This window comes from Marinomonas pollencensis (assembly GCF_003387375.1).
Lineage (GTDB): Bacteria > Pseudomonadota > Gammaproteobacteria > Pseudomonadales > Marinomonadaceae > Marinomonas > Marinomonas pollencensis.
Map to the genome: position 1 here is coordinate 34,556 of NZ_QUNG01000005.1, position 18,198 is coordinate 52,753.

Annotated in this window: 18 protein-coding genes; 9 read left to right on the forward strand and 9 right to left on the reverse strand. The window is 46.1% G+C overall.

Annotated features, from left to right (window positions below; all coding sequences use genetic code 11):
* Positions 1 to 47: 47 nt before the first annotated feature.
* From DFP81_RS08580 to DFP81_RS08605, 6 genes are all read right to left on the reverse strand, one after another.
* Positions 48 to 350, reverse strand: a complete 303-nt coding sequence (locus DFP81_RS08580; RefSeq protein WP_115897367.1) for a 4a-hydroxytetrahydrobiopterin dehydratase — start codon at positions 348 to 350, stop codon at positions 48 to 50.
* A 53-nt stretch (positions 351 to 403) separates the two neighbouring features.
* Positions 404 to 1,369, reverse strand: a complete 966-nt coding sequence (locus tag DFP81_RS08585) for a TDT family transporter (RefSeq protein ID WP_115897368.1) — start codon at positions 1,367 to 1,369, stop codon at positions 404 to 406.
* A 132-nt stretch (positions 1,370 to 1,501) separates the two neighbouring features.
* Positions 1,502 to 2,722 (reverse strand): NAD(P)/FAD-dependent oxidoreductase, encoded by a 1,221-nt coding sequence (locus tag DFP81_RS08590; RefSeq protein ID WP_115897369.1) that lies wholly within the window; start codon positions 2,720 to 2,722, stop codon positions 1,502 to 1,504.
* A gap of 1 nt (position 2,723) precedes the next feature.
* Positions 2,724 to 3,044, reverse strand: coding sequence for a 2Fe-2S iron-sulfur cluster-binding protein (locus DFP81_RS08595; RefSeq protein WP_115897370.1), 321 nt, complete (start codon positions 3,042 to 3,044; stop codon positions 2,724 to 2,726).
* Between the two features lie 243 nt (positions 3,045 to 3,287).
* The gene (locus tag DFP81_RS08600) at positions 3,288 to 3,722 is read right to left on the reverse strand and encodes a cupin domain-containing protein (RefSeq protein WP_181903065.1); all 435 of its coding nucleotides are present in this window, start codon (positions 3,720 to 3,722) and stop codon (positions 3,288 to 3,290) included.
* Between the two features lie 240 nt (positions 3,723 to 3,962).
* Complete coding sequence (locus DFP81_RS08605) at positions 3,963 to 4,721, reverse strand: SDR family NAD(P)-dependent oxidoreductase (RefSeq protein ID WP_115897372.1); 759 nt, start codon at positions 4,719 to 4,721, stop codon at positions 3,963 to 3,965.
* Positions 4,722 to 5,033: 312 nt separating this feature from the next.
* Here DFP81_RS08605 and DFP81_RS08610 point away from each other — a divergent pair, with 312 nt between their 5' ends.
* Entirely contained in the window at positions 5,034 to 5,993 is a 960-nt protein-coding gene (locus DFP81_RS08610; protein ID WP_115897373.1) for a LysR family transcriptional regulator, read from the forward strand.
* 3 nt (positions 5,994 to 5,996) lie between these two features.
* Entirely contained in the window at positions 5,997 to 6,896 is a 900-nt protein-coding gene (locus DFP81_RS08615; RefSeq protein ID WP_115897374.1) for a LysR family transcriptional regulator, read from the forward strand.
* An 8-nt stretch (positions 6,897 to 6,904) separates the two neighbouring features.
* Here DFP81_RS08615 and DFP81_RS08620 read toward each other — a convergent pair whose 3' ends face one another.
* Positions 6,905 to 7,411, reverse strand: coding sequence for a DUF7482 domain-containing protein (locus DFP81_RS08620; RefSeq protein ID WP_115897375.1), 507 nt, complete (start codon positions 7,409 to 7,411; stop codon positions 6,905 to 6,907).
* A gap of 39 nt (positions 7,412 to 7,450) precedes the next feature.
* Positions 7,451 to 9,358 (reverse strand): sigma-54-dependent Fis family transcriptional regulator, encoded by a 1,908-nt coding sequence (locus DFP81_RS08625; RefSeq protein WP_425453665.1) that lies wholly within the window; start codon positions 9,356 to 9,358, stop codon positions 7,451 to 7,453.
* 489 nt (positions 9,359 to 9,847) lie between these two features.
* Between DFP81_RS08625 and DFP81_RS08630 the strand changes: the two genes are divergently transcribed.
* From DFP81_RS08630 to DFP81_RS08655, 6 genes are all read left to right on the forward strand, one after another.
* Entirely contained in the window at positions 9,848 to 10,933 is a 1,086-nt protein-coding gene (locus tag DFP81_RS08630; protein WP_115897377.1) for an ABC transporter ATP-binding protein, read from the forward strand.
* Positions 10,934 to 10,937: 4 nt separating this feature from the next.
* Complete coding sequence (locus tag DFP81_RS08635) at positions 10,938 to 12,092, forward strand: ABC transporter ATP-binding protein (RefSeq protein WP_115897378.1); 1,155 nt, start codon at positions 10,938 to 10,940, stop codon at positions 12,090 to 12,092.
* Positions 12,082 to 12,951 (forward strand): carbohydrate ABC transporter permease, encoded by an 870-nt coding sequence (locus DFP81_RS08640; RefSeq protein ID WP_115897379.1) that lies wholly within the window; start codon positions 12,082 to 12,084, stop codon positions 12,949 to 12,951. The genes DFP81_RS08635 and DFP81_RS08640 overlap by 11 nt, the downstream gene beginning before the upstream one ends.
* Positions 12,952 to 12,960: 9 nt before the next feature.
* A complete protein-coding gene (locus DFP81_RS08645; protein ID WP_220342895.1) occupies positions 12,961 to 13,872 on the forward strand; it encodes a carbohydrate ABC transporter permease in 912 nt (303 codons plus the stop codon).
* 11 nt (positions 13,873 to 13,883) lie between these two features.
* Positions 13,884 to 14,156 carry a DUF2160 domain-containing protein gene (locus DFP81_RS08650; RefSeq protein ID WP_115897380.1) on the forward strand — a complete coding sequence of 91 codons (273 nt, stop codon included), beginning with the start codon at positions 13,884 to 13,886 and terminating at the stop codon, positions 14,154 to 14,156.
* A gap of 68 nt (positions 14,157 to 14,224) precedes the next feature.
* A complete protein-coding gene (locus DFP81_RS08655; RefSeq protein ID WP_115897619.1) occupies positions 14,225 to 15,952 on the forward strand; it encodes an ABC transporter substrate-binding protein in 1,728 nt (575 codons plus the stop codon).
* A gap of 127 nt (positions 15,953 to 16,079) precedes the next feature.
* Here the strand turns inward: DFP81_RS08655 and DFP81_RS08660 are convergent, their stop codons facing one another.
* On the reverse strand, positions 16,080 to 16,622 hold the full coding sequence (locus DFP81_RS08660) for a hypothetical protein (protein WP_115897381.1): 543 nt from the start codon (positions 16,620 to 16,622) through the stop codon (positions 16,080 to 16,082).
* A gap of 538 nt (positions 16,623 to 17,160) precedes the next feature.
* Between DFP81_RS08660 and DFP81_RS08665 the strand changes: the two genes are divergently transcribed.
* The gene (locus DFP81_RS08665; RefSeq protein WP_115897382.1) at positions 17,161 to 18,177 is read left to right on the forward strand and encodes an NAD-dependent epimerase; all 1,017 of its coding nucleotides are present in this window, start codon (positions 17,161 to 17,163) and stop codon (positions 18,175 to 18,177) included.
* Positions 18,178 to 18,198: the final 21 nt, after the last annotated feature.

Consider the following 18,198-nt stretch of genomic DNA (forward strand, 5'->3'; position numbering starts at 1 on the left):
AAAGGCCTTCCTTCGCCGCAAGATAGTATTTGCTCAACCCCATGCCCTTAACCGGCAAAACGATCCATACGTTTCGCTAAATCAAAATCCTTTTCTGAGACGCCACCTGCTTCATGAGTCGTCAGTTGCACTTTGACTTTATTGTATAAGTTAGACCATTCAGGATGGTGATTTTTCTTCTCTACGTACAAAGCGCTCATGGTCATAAAACCAAACGCATGCTGAAAATCTTTAAACTGGAAAAGCTTGGTAAGCTTATTGTCTTCAATCGTCCAGGGAGATACGGTTTCATTATTTAACGCTTTCAACGCATTGGAGATACCGAGTTCACTAAGTTTTTCTACTCGCATGGTGCACCCCTATTTATCCGCTCAATAAATAAAGGGTAGTTCAACGGCAAATATCAGGCAAAGGCCAATTTGCGTCTTAGAGTAAAGAAATAATAACGAAGGTAACAAGCACTGACATAGGCAACAACAAGGCTTGCTATCAGTAGCTCAACCATGCCTACTCCCTTTAATAGCAAGATCATAAATTCATTTCCCTGCCAAAGAATATAGTGTTGCTGGGCCTTTAGTAACGCGATGGCAGAAATAACCAATGGGAAAGTAAAAGAGGCATAACTTGGACTAAACGGCAAACGTATTAAATAAATAGAAAAACCATAAACGACGCTCGTCTTGATCAATGCCATGATTAATAACAAAGCAACAATCTGTTCAGAAGGAAGCTCACTGATGGTCAAATACCCCGTCAAACAAACACTGGCGGGGGCTGCCAACACAGCGAGTGTTGGCTTGGCATCCTCCCTTAAGGCTCCACCATAAAGCAAACGATACAGCATCAAGGGAACGAGTAATAAATAGCCAACAAAAGCAAACCACCAAATACCTTCTGCTAGCCGCTGGAAACCAACAGGAAAGCTGGCGGCGGCCAGTGCAATACCAGCAAAAGGCACAAACCAGCTCGGGGCCATATCAAGCATATGAAAATGCTTCACACGATGGTAAACAAAACTGCCCAGTAGCACACAATGCAATAGCACAGCAGAACCCCAAACCACCACTCCAACATCAGGAAGTAGATCGTCAAGTGACAGGCTAACCACCATTAATGCCATCGCGAAAGTCGGTGCGCTGCTGCCTTGAATCGGGTCTCGTAAGTCTGCTCCCAGTAACGCGGGGTGTAAGACAAATTTTAGCAGTACGATCAATAATAATAAGGACGCAATCAGCGCCGCTGCATATTGCACTAACATAGTATTGTTTAGAAACAAGCTCCAGAGTCGCCCTAAGCCCCCTATGCCAAGGGCTAACCCTGCCATTGAACTTGGCACAATAGACGCTAGGTCACGAACTCTCTTTAACATGCTGATTCTCTAGAAGTACTAAATCGCGAGATATTTAACGGCTAACAAGGCACTGAGCAGACGCTTTCAATGAAAAAGCGTCCGCTCTTTTTGCTAACCGTTCACTTGGTCGCACAATAGAAACCAGCCGCTTCAAAAGTCCCTCGGTACAATGGCTTCATCGGCTAAACGTTGCGGGTCGACTGACTGCCCTTGGGCAATCAAGCGCTTACTGATCATGAACTCTTGTGGTCGGTTAATACAATCTGCACAGATCAACTTACCTTCACGCAAATAAAACACCGCAAAGCTTCGGCTTGTCTTATGATCGCCTCGAATGACAACTTGATCATGCCCTTGGCTAAGCCCAGCAATTTGCAACTTCACCTTATATTGGTCCGACCAAAACCAAGGCAATGCATTATACACCAGCGTTTTACCACACAAACTTGCCGCGGCGGACTTTGCTTGCTCCGTTGCATTCGGCACAGACTCTAATCGTAATGAATGGCTATAGATTAAATTAGGGTGGTGGGTGACATCGCCTGCAGCGACGATATCTGGGTCCGACGTTTGGGCAAATTGATCCACCACTATGCCATTGTCCACGACCAAGCCCGCGGCTTCTGCAAGTTCCACATTCGGCACCACGCCAATCCCAATAATAACCAGATCTGCGGGCAATTCTTCGCCATCCGCACAGAGCACTTGTTTGACATGCCCTTCGCGACCTTGAAAGCCTGTAACACTAGCCATGGTTTTGATCGACACACCTTCTTCGCGATGCAAACGCCGATAAAAAGCGGATAATTCTGGCGCGGTCACTCGTGCCAATACGCGAGGCGCCATTTCTACCACAGTCACCTTCATGCCCTGACTACTAAGCATGGCTGCGGTTTCTAAACCGATATAACCACCACCAACAATCACTGCTCTATTGCCAGCGATAACACGGCTTTTTATCCGCTCTACATCGGCAATGTTTCTTAAGTAGTAAATTCCTTTCAGGTCGACACCTGGCAGGTCCACTTGGCGTGGCCGCGCACCAGTACAGAAGGCTAATTTCGAATACTCTAAACATTCTCCATTCACCAGGGTCACGGTTTTATTGGCGCGGTCAATACTTTCAACTCGCATTCCCAAGCGCACTTCGATATCAAACTTTTCATAAACAGCAGCGGGACGAATCAACATGCTTTCAACATCTTGTTCGCCACTAAGAAATGTCTTCGACAGTGGCGGTCGATGGTAAGGTAAATGCGGCTCCTCTCCTATCAGGATAATTTTCCCTTGCCAGCCTTGTTGCCTTAAGCTGGGAGCAAGTTGCGCAGCAGCATGACTGGCGCCAATAATAATGCAGGTCTTGTCTTCCATATTAAAACTGCTCTTCAGGTAGTCGCACAATCAAGCCATCTAAATCATCAGAAACAATAATTTGGCAGCCTAAACGGCTCGTTTCGGTTGGCTCTGGGACCGCATCTAGTAACTCGCTTTCTTGCTCACTCGGACTGCCTGTTTTACTAACCCAAGCATCATCGACCATGACATGACAGGTGGCGCAATTACAGCACCCGCCGCAATCCCCTAAAATACCTTCTATTAAATTATCAACGGCCCCTTGCATCAGCGTTTTACCATTTTCTACATGGATTTTATGCGTTTCTCCAGAGTGCTCGATATAAGTAATAGTTGCCATGTTGCTACCCCTCTTTGTCTTTATTATTGTTGGTTTAGTGACAGAGGCGAAGCTTCGCCTCTGTGTTTTACTGCACTGTTCGGCAAGATACGAACAAGCCCCTTTGCCTCAGCGTGTGGATAAAAGCTTACTGTTCACAGCGAGCATCAAATCTGAATAGTGAGCCTATTGATCGGATGCTTAACAAAGAATACAAGCTGCTAAACCATACCCTTGGGATGAGGCGACTGATTCGCCCCGCCCTTAGTTATTCTTTTCGGCTTGCTCTGCTGCTTTGACCTTTTGCGCCGCTTTTTGCTGTTTGCGCATGTACACGGTCTGAATGCCTTTTTCGAGGTTTGGCCCAGGCCCAAATGCTTCACAAAAAACCGCATCTTCTAATGCTTCTACTTGATGAATCACGTTAGAAGGCACGGTTAAAATGTCGCCCGGACCCATTTCGCAGTAGACTTCCTCACCTTGTGGTCCACTGCGAGCGCGCAAGCGGCCACTAATCACAGCAACCGTTTGTTCATCTTCATGACGGTGCAATGGAGAAGCGTAACCTTCTTTCATTTCCACCCAGGTCATAGCAACCGTTTTCATATTCAGCCGACGCAGATCAATTCCTTCGCCGAATTTTTGAATAGGAATGTCTTGATATTTGTTTACTACGGCGTCAATTCTTGCGTTTTCCATGTGTGCCTCCTCAGCCCAATACATTTTGAAAGTCCACTTTTTCTTATACTTCAATGACTTTCATGTTCTGCAGCTCGTTCAGGCTCGAGCAAGATCACTTCATTGAGAAGCTTGTCTTGCGCACAAAAGCATCCTCTCCTAAGCCGCATATTCAATATAAATAAAACCCTTTTTGCTCACAATACAGGCAAAAGTGCTCTGTCTGTTCGCGTTTCGCAAACAATAAAAAGATCTTATTTATCAATAATTAAGCGCACCACCATCAACGTTGACACACTGCCCTGTGAGAAAATCACTGTCTTCACTGCTGAGAAAATATAAGGTTCCTAGCAGATCATCAGGAACCATCGGACGCTTAATAATACGCGCCGCTAGCGTGCCCTCTTTTGCGGCTCCCAACATCTGCTGATGGTTCACAACCCCTTCACTTTCCGTTAGACCAACAACAATACAATTCGCTTGGATATTGTCTTTACCGACTTCAGTGGCAATGGCTCGCGTTTGCCCAACCACAGCTCCCTTGGAAGAAACATAGTGGCAAAACATGGGAGCGCCTCTTAGAAAAGTGCCAGAAGATATGTTGATCACCTTGCCTCGACCATTACGTCGCATACTCGGCAAGACCGCTTTGGTCGCTTGAAAAGGGCCTCGCACATTCACTCTCATAACCTGATCCCATTCATCTTCGTCAATTTCGGTAAATGGTTTCAGGGTCAAAGCGGAAAAAAGCGCAGCGTTGTTAACCAGTATTTCGATCGGACCAAAGGTCGCCTCCGCTTGCGCAACCATCGCCTGCAGTGAGGCGTTATCTGTTACATCGACCTGACAACTAATGGCCTTGCCACCGGTTTCACGGATCTCATTGACCAACTGTGAGCAGTCAGACCGAGCGGCAATCACCACTTGTGCACCCTGTGCTGCCATACCTCTGGCAAAAGCGGCACCAATGCCTTGCGAACCGCCCGTAATTACTGCGACTTTACCTGCTAATCTTTTCATTATTTTTCTCCAAAGCAAGGCGTGACGAGGCCGTGGCCTTGAGTTTTCACTCAATAACCCAACCACTTCTTCACGTATCCGATTGCTTGTTAGTAGGTTAAATGGCGACTGAGGGTGTGGGCTTAGCGCTCAGTCTATTGATTTTTTTCTGCTCCTATCTGGCCCATCTTGCATAAAATCTGCACAGATACTTGTTTATCAGGGATACCCATTCGATAAACACTCAGTTAAGATAATTAAAAGCCGACGAGCTCACAATATAATAAAAAGAGACCGCTATGTTCGTATTTTGCTTACAATATCTGCCTAGTCATGAATGAGCTGGAATGCATTCGCACCTTTGTCAAAGTGGTCGAAGCTGGCAGTTTTACGGAAGCTGCACGCCAAACTGGCACGGTTAAATCCGTTATAACTAAACGCATCAATCAGCTCGAAGAACATCTTGAGTTGCAGCTGCTATTGCGCTCGACCAGACGCTTAACCGTGACTGACGGGGGGGCTGATTTTTACCAGAGAAGCTTGCATTTATTGGCCGAGTTAGACAGCGCTAAAGCGGCCGTTAGTTCAGTCGAGTGGGGGCTAACAGGGAATTTTAGGGTGAGTTGTATTTCTTCCTTCAATTCGGCTTACTTAGCCGATGACCTGTGCGAATTTCAGCAAGAACACCCAGATCTTAAAATTGAACTACAGCAGAATGATCATTTTTGTGACCCAGTCCAAGAAGGCTATGATGTTTGTTTGCAGGCTCCCGGTGGAACAACCAGCATCTTAGAAAAAGTGGATATTTTACCTTTACGACGCTTAATCGTAGCGACGCCTGACTACCTTGAAAAGCACGGTATCCCCCAACAAGCTAACGAGCTTTCTGCACATCGTTTTGCCCATAACAATCATATCGACCCTGACTGCGTTATCCGTTTCATGGCACAGGACCATCCTCAAGAAGTCACCATTAGTCCTGATATCTTAACCAACACCATTTGGATGCTGCGCGCCGCTGTATTAAAAGGCGAACACATGGCCATGATGCCAGCCTTTTTTATTGAAAATGAACTGCAATCAGAACAATTAGTACCTGTCCTGCCACACCTAAAGGTGCAAAGCTCGCAACTTTCCGCTTACTACCGGCGCTCATCATTCGTGCCTATGAAAGTCAGAATTTTTGTGAACTTTCTACAAAGAAAGTATGGTCAACACCCTTCTTGGGAGAAGAGAATATTGGCAAAACACCCTAATTTAATGCTTGCACTTAGACCCAGTAACCACCCATAAACCATGAAAATCACCCTGCAACAAATCCGCGTTTTTGCAGCCATCGCGCGCCACGGTAATTTAACCAGCGCCGCCAACAGCTTGTTCCTTAGTAAAGGCGCCGTGTCTCAATCGTTACAACAACTTGAAAACCATTTAGAGACGGCATTATTCGATCGTGTACATCCTAAACTAAAGTTAAATCAGCAAGGCAAACAACTGCTGCCAATGGCCGATGAGTTAATCGCCAGAGCCGAAGATATTGAACTGACGTTTGGCAAAAATGCGGACACATTAGGAGAGTTACACATTGGTGCCAGCCAAACAATTGGCAACTATTTGCTGCCTTCATTATTAGCCGAACAAGGCTTGATGCAACACCAAGAAATCAAGGTCACCATCACGAATAGCGACACTCTCTGCCAGATGTTGCTTAACTTTGATTTAGATATGGCAATGATCGAAGGGCAGCAATCCCGTCCAGAATTACAAACCACACCGTGGATCAAAGATCATATGATACTGATATGCGCTCCCAATCACCCACTCACACAAAGAAGCAAACTCACGCTAAACGAACTCCATCAAGAAATGTGGATATTGCGTGAGCCGGCATCCGGCAGCCGCCAACAGTTTGAACGTTGGATCCGACCTGCGATTCAAGGTGATCAGCGGTCGGTATTGGAACTAAGCAGCATAGAGTCGGTATTATTGGCCGTCGAAAAAGGTCTAGGTATCAGCTTTATTTCTAATTTAGCGGCACAAGAAAAGCTCTCAACTGGCAAGATCTGCATGTTAGAGGTCGACCAAACATTCCCTCGCCAATTGCATCTCGTCTGGCATAAGCAAAAGTATTTACCCAGCCGTTTGGCGCACTTCAGCCAGTTTCTAACCTCTTGGGGTGACCAATATCGGCCGCGTTAAACCGTTTGCTAGTGAGGCGCGGCAACCACTGGGCAATTGAGTACAACCTGGGTTCGTTTGATGGTCACCAAACCTTGGTCCTGCGCCTCAAAAATGGCTTCCTCAGAAGTTAATTCATAAGCCTGAGAAGGCTCAGCCCAAGTCACTACATACATTAGCCACAATGGTGAATAATGACGATCTTCGCTTTGATACCCCAATGGCGCGGGTACTGAGGCAAACACGCTGCGTTGCTGCTCCCCATGGGGAAATGCATAAACACGTTCAAGGGCTGTTTTTACCCTTGGTGGCTTCGGGTAGTTAGGAACAGCATCACTTAATCGCGGCGCATAATTGGCATTTTTTTGTTTTGCGATCTCCCGATCCGAGGCATCGGTAGTAATATAAAAAACCTTCTCTCCATCGTGCCAGCCTGTTAATAAAGGCAAACTAACCTGATCGGTGCGCACTGTTTGCTGGCTACAAGCCGACAACAGAAGCGTCAATGCCAATCCCATTAACAGTTTATATGTCATAATCAAGCCCGCTCCATTCTGCCTTGGAAAGCCACTACACTATTTGAGCTTCCCGTATTTGTACACTGTATTACGGCTCACACCTGCTACTTTGGCGGTTTGTGAGACATTTCCTTTGTATTCATTTAATAACCGAGGAATCAGATCCTCTAACGGCTCATTCGTTCCATCTGCTGGGTTTTCCAGTGCGGTGTCTGCTGAACGCTTGTGATGCAGGTCTTCAAAGAAATCGTCCGGTAAATGCCATTCCTCCAGTACTTCTTCATCTGCCATTGCCATTCCCACTTTTAAGACATGGGCGAGCTGACGCATATTGCCAGGCCAAGGGTGTTGTACTAACAGAGCTAACATAGCCTTCGATAGCTCAGGGCCTGGTTCTTCTTGACGTAAACGCTGATGCAAATATTGAATCAATTTGGCCTTATCTTTGCGCTGACGTAATGGCGGCAATTCAATGTTCAAACCTGATATCCGATAATATAAATCCTGTCGAAATCGCCCCGCGTCGACTTCTTTTTTAAGCGCCCGATTAGTTGCAGAAACCAGTTTAATATCAACCGGATAGGTCTCTGTAGAGCCTAATGGGGTGACCACTCGCTCCTGCAGCACGCGCAGCAATCTCGACTGCACCGCCATTGGCATTTCACCAATTTCATCCAAAAACAATGTGCCAAGATGGGCACGTCGAATCAGCCCAATAGAGCCTTTATTTTGTGCCCCAGTAAATGCACCTTTTTCGTAACCAAATAGTTCAGACTCAACCAACTCAGAAGGAATAGCAGCGCAATTTACCGCCACCAGCATATTGCTCGCTCGTGAACTATGGTAATGCAAACTGCGTACAAAAATTTCCTTCCCAGCACCGGTTTCCCCATGAATAAGAATCGGAATATCCTTTTCCATGATCTTATGGGCTTGTCGGACCAGACGCTCTACTTGCTCGTCTCCATGCTGTAACTCGTCTAGAGGAATCACATTGTCAGGAATCGTCTTATTCACCTTTTCAGAAATTTTAGTATTTTCTTTCAATGAGTTAGATGGTGGCACATAGTCCGCACGCTGGCGAAAATCTGGCACCCGCATGATTTGTTGTAGCGGCGGAATCACTTTGACATAAAATTGATAACGCCCTAATGCTCGTAGCTTAATCGGCATGCTTGGGGGGTGATGACGTATCTCGCGCATTTCGATATCAAATACTTGGTTGATATTTAACAGCGCCAAATCTCTGGCTAAGACAACTTCTGCGCGACGGTTAGCCGACACCACAGTGCCACTTTCGTCCAATACCAAAATACCCGACCAATGACTGTCTAAACTGACCACATTAGTGTTAAAACTCAGAATAAAATGATCCTGTTGAAAGGCCGAAAATATCAACCTGTTTTCCACACTGAGTGACATCAGCTTGACCATGCCAAAGGTATGATCTTGGGGCAGATAAGCGTCGGAAGAAATGTCCAATACGCCCACTAAATCGTTTTTCGTGTTGTAGATTGGCGAGGCGGAACCCACCATAAACCGGTTGGCCCGTAAATAATGCTCATCACGACCAACTTGTATCGCTTCACCTGTGGTCAATGCGGTGCCTATCGCATTGGTGCCTACTCCCATTTCGGTCCATTGATTGCCACCGATTAAGCCGTGATCAGCTGCACGGCCAAAACGCGGCTGCCCCCAAGTATTGAGCACATGGCCTTGGCGGTCTGCGAGCACAATCATACACGCCGAGTTACTTAAAATGTTCTCGTAATAAGGCAAGACTTCATTTTCGGTGGTTTCCAATAAACTCCGATGCTGATCCATCAGATCATTCAGTGAACCTTTCGGCAGGGTTGCAAAATCAGGCCGGCTATTGTGATCCAAGCCAAATTGCTCACACCGATACCAAGAGTCTTGTATACGCTCTTTATGACTTTGTTTTTGCTCATCAAGCGGCTTGACCACCTTATTGTCTAAGGCGCTCTTTGACTGTTGTTTTTGTTGTTCCTTGTTGTCCACCACAGGCTCCAAAGCATATTCAAGCAAGAAATTAAGTCCCCACTTGATAATCCGTCTGACACTTTTATCACACTAAAATACGTCTTTATAAAACCGCACATTGTGCATTAAGTGTTCATTATTTTTACCCACTGTAAACACTTTGAACAGTCATGAACAGTTATTTTTCGCAACAGAACACTTTGATTTTTTTCGAACATATTTAAATTTATTCAACATTATCAACTAGATAAACAAAACAAAGAGGTATTTAAAAATCATGGCATGGGATTTGTAAGAAGAGACTAACGATGTGATGTTCGGTTTTGCACCTGTTCATTTTGTTAACACTGAACAGGTTGAACAGTCTGTATTTTTCAGCGCAGAAAAAACCTGCAATCACACCAGAACATAAAGCGATATAACAAACAACAATAACAAAAAAGGGTACCTACAATGTCTTTGACGCTGCAAAATGTGTCACGCGTTGTTGACGGTGAAACTTGGATCGATAACGTCGACTTGACGCTTGAGCCAGGCTCCTTCAACGTTCTGCTTGGCCGAACACTGTCAGGTAAGACAACGCTGATGCGATTGATGGCGGGTCTTGATAGACCCAGCACAGGAAAAATTCTGATGAATGGCGTCGATGTGACCGGCATGGCAGTGCGTGAGCGCAATATCTCCATGGTCTATCAGCAGTTCATCAATTATCCCAACCTCTCCGTCTACGAAAACATCGCGTCGCCACTACGGTTGGCCAAAATCGACAAGGCAGAAATCGACAAGCGCGTTCGTGAAACTGCCGAAATGCTGCGTATCGATGAATTCCTAGATCGCTTACCGCTACAACTTTCTGGTGGCCAACAACAACGTACCGCCATGGCGCGTGCTCTGGTGAAAGACTCACAAATCATTCTGTTTGACGAACCTCTGGTTAACCTAGATTACAAATTACGCGAAGAATTACGCCAAGAGCTGCGCGCCTTATTTAAAGCCCGCAATTGCATCGCCGTTTACGCTACCACCGAGCCCAATGAAGCGTTAGCTCTGGGTGGTAACACAGCCGTCATGCACGAAGGCAAACTATTACAAATGGGGCCAACCGCCGAGGTTTACCACCAGCCAAAAGACATCATTACCGCCGAGATGTTCTCTGAACCACCGATCAATGTCGTCCCTGGCCGCGTCAGTGATAATGAAGTCACCTTTGATGAAACCGTTCATTTCCAACTTAACAGTGATTTGCGCGCACTCACTCCAGGGGCCTATCAGTTTGGTGTGCGCGCCTCACACATCGGCTTAGTACCCCATTCTGACGACGATTTAGAGCTACCGGTTAAGGTCGACTTGGCCGAAATCAGTGGCTCCGAAACCTTCTTACACGTTCACAACCCACACTTTGATCTGGTGCTCCATTTATCTGGTGTACACGAATACCAAGTTGATCAAGAGATCAAGGTGTACTTCCCCACGCACAAACTCTATGCCTTCGATAGCCAAGGCATGATGGTGCATTCACCAGCGCGAATGAGGGATTAAGATTATGGCTGAAATCACACTCAATGCACTCGCTCACAGCTACAGCGAGAACCCAAGCAAAGCAGAAGACTACGCCATTCGCGAAATGTCTCACGTCTGGGAACAAGGGGGCGCCTTTGCGCTGCTTGGCCCATCTGGCTGTGGTAAATCCACCTTGCTGAATATAATTTCTGGCTTACTAGAGCCATCCGATGGTGAGGTGTTATTTGACGGCAAACGGGTCAATGAACTGAAACCAGAAGAACGCAATATTGCTCAGGTATTCCAGTTTCCCGTGGTGTACGACACCATGACTGTGTTCGACAATCTCGCCTTTCCGCTACGAAATATTGGTGTGCCAGAGCATAAAGTCACCTCAAAAGTTCATGAAGTTGCTGAGATCCTAGAGCTGTCTGACCAACTGAAACGCAAAGCCAAAGGTTTATCTGCGGATCAGAAACAAAAAGTCTCAATGGGGCGTGGTTTAGTCCGTGATGATGTGTCGGCGATTCTATTCGATGAACCCTTAACCGTGATCGACCCGCAGCTAAAATGGAAACTGCGCCGCAAGCTCAAGCAGATCCATGAGCAATTCAATATCACCATGGTGTATGTCACCCATGACCAATTAGAAGCCTCTACTTTTGCCGATAAAATTGCCGTTATGTACAACGGCCAAATTGTCCAATTTGGCACTCCTAGAGAATTATTTGAAAACCCAGCTCACACCTTTGTCGGGTATTTCATTGGTAGCCCAGGGATGAACTTCTTTGACGCGCACCTCACTCCCGACAGCCAAGGAAACCCTAGATTGATGTTTGGTGATCTCCAAATTTCGATTCGAGATGACGTATTACTTGCGCTCAAAAACATGGATGCCGCTAAAGTGACGCTGGGCATTCGCCCTGAATTTGTTCACGTTTGGGATGGCAAAAACGACGACGCCTATCAAGTGGAAGTCGATTATGTAGAGGACCTAGGAACATACAAAATACTGTCCTTCCTATTTAATGGCCAGATGATGAAAGCACGTCTGAGTGAAGACCAAAAAGTCCCCTCTGGGCAGGTCTTCGTCAGCTTTCCAGAACAGTGGACCAAGGTCTATGTGAATGAGTATTTGGTCGACCCCAATGGCCCCATGTCAGTCACGGTTGATCAGGAGGTAGAGCATGCAAACTAAAGTCGAAAACAACAAGGCCTGGTTCCTTGTCTTACCGGTTTTTATCATTGTCGCCTTTTCCGCCATCATCCCTTTAATGACGGTGGTGAACTATTCGGTACAAGATATTTTTGATCAAAACACCAGCTATTTTGTGGGGGCAGAATGGTTCAAGCAAGTGATGCTAGACAGTCGTTTGCATGATGCCTTGATTCGCCAGTTTCTGTTTTCATTGACGATTTTGTTGATTGAGATTCCGTTGGGCATTGGCGTTGCCTTGATGATGCCAACCAAAGGGAAAAGTGCTTCTCTGTGCTTAATTCTGGTGGCGATTCCCTTGCTCATTCCTTGGAACGTAGTCGGTACTATCTGGCAAATTTTTGGCCGCGAAGACATCGGCTTATTCGGTGCGTTCATGAGCACCATAGGTGTCGATTATAACTACGCGTCTGACCCTTTTGATGCTTGGGCAACCGTGGTCTTAATGGATGTTTGGCACTGGACTCCGCTGGTCGCCTTGTTGTGCTATTCCGGACTTCGAGCGATTCCAGAAGTTTACTATCAAGCGGCACGTATCGACCAAGCGTCGCGCTGGGCAGTGTTTCGCTATATCCAGCTGCCGAAACTCACCAACGTCCTGATTATCGGTGTGTTATTGCGCTTTATGGATTCCTTCATGATTTACACCGAACCTTTTGTGCTCACTGGTGGCGGCCCGGGTAGCTCGACGACCTTCTTAAGCCAAGCCTTAGTACAACAAGCCATTGGCCAATTTGACCTAGGCCCAGCGGCGGCGTTCTCTTTGGTGTATTTCCTTATCATCTTGTTGGTGTGTTGGGTGTTCTACACCACCATCATGAACATGCAAAAAGACAAGTAGGAGCGGATCATGACGCAATCATCTACGACACACGACAGCAAACCGTCCGCCGCAAAATACGGCACTGCCGAGACTATACAAGCGCCGGTATACAGCCATGCAGAGCGCAAGGCCCGCAACGCAACACGCCGCAGCCGCCTAGGCATGGTGCTGTATTTAGTCTTGTTGCTGCTGCCTATTTACTGGCTGCTCAATATGTCCTTTAAAACGAACACCGAGATCCTCAGTGGTTTGTCTTTCTTCCCTGAGAATTTCACCTTGGAAAACTACGCTAAGATCTTTGGCGACCCAACCTGGTACATGGGCTATATCAACTCCACATTATATGTGGTGATGAACATGGTGATCAGCTTGTTAGTGGCCTTGCCAGCGGCTTACGCCTTTAGCCGTTACCGCTTTGTGGGTGATAAACACATGTTTTTCTGGTTGTTGTCGAACCGTATGGCGCCACCAGCTGTGTTCTTATTGCCTTTCTTCCAGCTCTACTCATCTGTCGGCTTGTTTGATACTCACATTGCCGTGGCGCTGGCGCATTGTTTGTTCAACGTGCCACTGGCGGTTTGGATATTAGAAGGCTTTATGAGTGGGGTGCCTCGCGAAATAGACGAAACCGCCTATATTGATGGCTACAGCTTTCCGAAGTTCTTTGTGCGCATCTTCATTCCGTTGATTCGCTCAGGGATAGGTGTAACGGCGTTTTTCTGTTTTATGTTTTCTTGGGTCGAATTACTACTAGCGCGGACCTTAACCTCAGTCGAGGCAAAACCGATTGCCGCTATTATGACGCGTACCGTTTCCGCGTCAGGGATGGACTGGGGGCTCCTCGCCGCCGCGGGTGTGCTCACCATCATCCCAGGCATGCTGGTCATTTACTTTGTTCGTAACCATGTGGCGAAGGGCTTTGCCCTTGGCCGAGTGTAAGGAGAATTATTATGGCTTGGATGTCTTGGACATTACCAACCGCGCTCTTTTTTATTGGCATTGGGGTCATCCTAGTGGGCATGACCGCGTGGCAAATTGCATCTCCTTGTGTGGAACGTCGAGGCTTTTTACCACTTGATACCACACGCGGTGATCGTTTGTTTATTGGCCTGCTTAGCAGTGCCTTTATTCACTTGGCATTCGTTGCACTAACGGATGCAAACCTTATGGTGGCGACTGTTCTTTGCGCTATTTGGATGATTATCCTAATGCGCTGGGGCTAAACCATCCGTTCGACCAGGACGATACGGCACGGATGCCATCAGGAAATTAAACTATGTTGAGGTACATCATGCACTACAATAAGAAAAAAATTGCACTGGCAGCCTTACCCATCGCGGTGATGCTTCATTCTGCCTCGCTGTGGGCTGACCAATACTCAGATGCCGCAGAAAAATGGGTAGACAACGAGTTTACTGTTTCGACGCTCAGCAAACAGCAACAGCTCGAGGAATTGCACTGGTTTACTGAGGCCGCCAAAAGCTTCCGAGGTATGGAGATCAACGTTGCGTCAGAAACACTGACGACGCACAAATACGAATCTCAAGTATTGGCGAAAGCCTTTACTGAAATTACCGGTATTAAACTTCACCATGACTTGATCCAAGAAGGCGATGTGATTGAAAAGCTGCAAACGCAAATGCAGTCAGGACGTAACATTTATGACGCCTACATCAATGACTCGGATCTAATTGGTACTCACTTCCGTTACGGTAAAGTGGTGCCTATTTCCGATATGATGGCCGGTGACGGTAAAGACTACACCTCGCCAACCTTGGATCTAGATGATTTCATTGGATTATCCTTTACCACAGGACCGGATGGTAAGTTGTATCAACTTCCTGACCAACAGTTTGCCAACCTTTATTGGTTCCGTGCCGATTGGTTTGCTCGTCCTGATCTAAAAGCAAAATTTAAATCCATTTACGGCTACGATTTAGGGGTGCCAGTCAACTGGTCTGCGTACCAAGATATTGCTGAGTTCTTCACCGATAAAGTGAAAAACTTGGATGGCAAGCGCGTATATGGCCATATGGATTACGGCAAAAAAGACCCTTCACTTGGCTGGCGTTTCACCGATGCTTGGTTCTCTATGGCAGGCGCTGGTGATAAAGGTTTGCCGAATGGCTTACCGGTAGACGAATGGGGTATCCGTGTTGAAAACTGCCAGCCTGTCGGCTCGAGCGTGTCTCGCGGTGGTGCGACCAATGGCCCAGCAGCCGTGTATGCGACACAAAAATACGTCGATTGGTTAAGCAGCTACGCGCCACCAGAAGCACAAGGCATGACCTTCTCTGAGTCTGGCCCGGTTCCTGCTCAAGGTAACGTTGCCCAGCAAATTTTCTGGTACACCGCCTTTACCGCTGACATGACGAAAAAAGGTCTGCCAGTTGTGAATGAAGACGGCACGCCAAAATGGCGCATGGCTCCATCTCCAGTTGGGCCATACTGGGAACAAGGCATGAAAAAAGGCTATCAGGACGTAGGCTCTTGGACCTTTATGAAGTCGACTCCAGAAAAGCGCCGTCTTGCGGCTTGGTTGTACGCTCAGTTTACAACCTCTAAAACCGTGTCTTTGAAAAAGACCCTAGTAGGCCTAACACCGATCCGCGAATCCGACATCAATTCACAAGCGATGACAGACGCGGCGCCAAATCTAGGTGGTTTGGTTGAGTTCTATCGTAGCCCAGCACGTACCGAATGGAGCCCAACCGGTACTAACGTGCCAGATTACCCAAAACTGGCGCAACTTTGGTGGCAATATGTGTCGCAAGCCGCTAGTGGTGAAGCCACACCTCAAGAAGCGTTGAACGGCCTTGCAGCTGCCCAAGACAAAGTAATGGGTCGCCTAGAGCGCGCTAAAGTACAGCCGAATTGTGGTCCTAAGCTCAACGAACCACGTGATGAGGCTTACTGGTTAGCACAACCTGGAGCACCAAAAGCCAAATTAGCGAATGAGAAACCTCAAGGGGTGACCGTCGCTTATGATGAGCTACTAAAATCTTGGCAACAAAAGTAAACCGATGAGATTAGGGGAAAGCCACAGCTAAACTTCCCTTCTCATAATAAAAAGGCGTGATTCTGACTATCAGGATCACGCCTTTAATTCTTTTTACGCCGACAAGACGCTAATTTAGTGCACCAAACTAAAGATCGTATTTTCTTTCTAAGTCTTCCACTAGAGACTCACTAATATTTTCCGCATCTATGTGTTCGTCTTTTTCATCCCATTGATGAATTGCACGTTCGATATTGACGTAAACCGCCTTAAAATAACCGTATAGCGGTGTGTAATTCTTCTGCGTTAACTTTGCTATTTTTTGATTACCTTGAGAAATAATAACTTGGTGCGATACCAACGGCCGACTCAGGGCTCGACCACCTATTTTATAACGCCGTAAATAATCAATAGTGATATCTAACTCGGCCACATTAGGGCCCGGCATCGATGCGTAGATACCTGCTTCGACTAGGTTTTTATGGATCGAATAGGCGAAATCTTTGCTCAGTTTACTTTCAGAGGCAAATTGTTTACTGCCCGGAATGGCTTCAACCGACTCTGACAAATTGACCGTCAGCTGTTTTATATAAAACGCCTTAATCTGTTCTTTATCGGGTGCTTTCTCTACCGAACTGGCACAGCCAACTAATACAAGAGCCACACACCAGATAATATTCCTTAAGCGCATTTTATATTCCTATCCAAACCATTTTTTGCTAAAAAAGTATGACTATAAAACTCATTTTTATTAATAATAAGCATCCTTAACGCACCACTATCCATTCATTTTCAATCACTCAAAATTGCTCTGAATAGTGTAAAGTTTGTGTATGTTATGCATTTATTCACTATTTTAAAAGCCTTGGTTATCAAGTGTTTTAGCAAAATAAATATCGGCTCAGTTTTTCCCTTTACAAACCGAGGGTGATTGCTTTTTTTGATGTTTAATTCACTCATAAAATGCGAATCATTCTTAACCTTACAAAGGTCTGATCAAACCAAGGTTCATTCGAAGGAAGGCGCGCACATTCATTCAACCAGTCACTCACGGAACAAAAATCCACTACCCAGAAAGCAAGCGGGATAAAAAGTGGCCTATTGTCATGTTTGTTTAACAAGGTAATAAATACGAATGTTTCGCCCTTTGTGCCTTTTTTTCATCTTTTTTCAGCTCATAATTCTTTATACTATGGCTGATAACTTATCTTTAGATTAAGAGAGACGATGTGAAAATATTAGTAACCGGAGCCGCAGGGTTCATTGGCCATGGTTTAATTAAACCGCTCTTGGTTCGAGGAGATGAGATCGTCGGCATTGATAACCTCAATGACTATTACGATCCAGCCTTAAAAACAGCACGCCTTGATGACGTGTCACGCTTTGCGGATGAGCATCAAGCTGAAAATCGTTTTCGTTTTATTAAAATGGACTTAGCCGATCAAGCCGCCATGGCTGCCCTCTTTGATGAAGAGCAATTTGATGTCGTCGTCAACTTAGCGGCTCAAGCTGGTGTGCGCTACTCTATTGAAAACCCACAAGCTTATATTGATTCAAACCTTGTGGGTTTCGCCAATGTTCTTGAAGGCTGCCGCCAAACCAAGGTTAAGCACCTAGTCTATGCTTCTTCCAGCTCGGTGTATGGGATGAATAAAAAACAGCCCTTTAGCACAGAAGACCAGGTTGATTATCCTATTAGCCTTTATGCGGCCACCAAAAAGTCGAACGAGCTCATGGCTCACTCCTACAGCCATCTTTATGACATTCCAACCACAGGGCTTCGCTTCTTTACTGTATATGGTCCTTGGGGGCGCCCCGATATGGCGGCTTACAAATTTGTCAAAGCCATCTTCGAAGATCGCCCAATTGATGTTTATAATCACGGTAAAATGCAGCGTGATTTTACTTATATTGATGATATCGTTGAGGGTATTGTACGTGTTATTGACACTGTCCCTGCACCAATGCAGAGCGATATTACTGCCGCTAAGGCACCTTATAAGGTGTTTAATATTGGTAATAATCAACCGATTGAGTTGCGCCGTTTCATTGATGCAATAGAAAGCGCCTGTGGTAAGAAAGCCAAAGAGAATTCTCTACCAATGCAAGCAGGAGATGTGCCTTTGACGTTTGCCGATATAGACGAATTAGTGGCAAGTACAGGCTTTAAACCCGCCACCAGCATTGAAAACGGCATGCAGAATTTTGTCGACTGGTATCGTGAATTCTATCGACTAACGAATTAAATAGACTGAAGATTTAGGGAA

Excerpts from the sequence above, each read along its gene's own strand:
- DFP81_RS08610 (WP_115897373.1), top strand. The coding sequence starts at position 5,034 with ATGAATGAGCTGGAATGCATTCGCACCTTTGTCAAAGTGGTCGAAGCT.
- DFP81_RS08620 (WP_115897375.1), bottom strand. The coding sequence starts at position 7,411 with ATGACATATAAACTGTTAATGGGATTGGCATTGACGCTTCTGTTGTCG.
- DFP81_RS08650 (WP_115897380.1), top strand. The coding sequence starts at position 13,884 with ATGGCTTGGATGTCTTGGACATTACCAACCGCGCTCTTTTTTATTGGC.
- DFP81_RS08615 (WP_115897374.1), top strand. The coding sequence starts at position 5,997 with ATGAAAATCACCCTGCAACAAATCCGCGTTTTTGCAGCCATCGCGCGC.
- DFP81_RS08635 (WP_115897378.1), top strand. The coding sequence starts at position 10,938 with ATGGCTGAAATCACACTCAATGCACTCGCTCACAGCTACAGCGAGAAC.
- DFP81_RS08630 (WP_115897377.1), top strand. The coding sequence starts at position 9,848 with ATGTCTTTGACGCTGCAAAATGTGTCACGCGTTGTTGACGGTGAAACT.
- DFP81_RS08585 (WP_115897368.1), bottom strand. The coding sequence starts at position 1,369 with ATGTTAAAGAGAGTTCGTGACCTAGCGTCTATTGTGCCAAGTTCAATG.
- DFP81_RS08645 (WP_220342895.1), top strand. The coding sequence starts at position 12,961 with ATGACGCAATCATCTACGACACACGACAGCAAACCGTCCGCCGCAAAA.
- DFP81_RS08655 (WP_115897619.1), top strand. The coding sequence starts at position 14,225 with ATGCACTACAATAAGAAAAAAATTGCACTGGCAGCCTTACCCATCGCG.
- DFP81_RS08605 (WP_115897372.1), bottom strand. The coding sequence starts at position 4,721 with ATGAAAAGATTAGCAGGTAAAGTCGCAGTAATTACGGGCGGTTCGCAA.
- DFP81_RS08600 (WP_181903065.1), bottom strand. The coding sequence starts at position 3,722 with ATGGAAAACGCAAGAATTGACGCCGTAGTAAACAAATATCAAGACATT.
- DFP81_RS08590 (WP_115897369.1), bottom strand. The coding sequence starts at position 2,722 with ATGGAAGACAAGACCTGCATTATTATTGGCGCCAGTCATGCTGCTGCG.
- DFP81_RS08660 (WP_115897381.1), bottom strand. The coding sequence starts at position 16,622 with ATGCGCTTAAGGAATATTATCTGGTGTGTGGCTCTTGTATTAGTTGGC.
- DFP81_RS08580 (WP_115897367.1), bottom strand. The coding sequence starts at position 350 with ATGCGAGTAGAAAAACTTAGTGAACTCGGTATCTCCAATGCGTTGAAA.
- DFP81_RS08640 (WP_115897379.1), top strand. The coding sequence starts at position 12,082 with ATGCAAACTAAAGTCGAAAACAACAAGGCCTGGTTCCTTGTCTTACCG.
- DFP81_RS08595 (WP_115897370.1), bottom strand. The coding sequence starts at position 3,044 with ATGGCAACTATTACTTATATCGAGCACTCTGGAGAAACGCATAAAATC.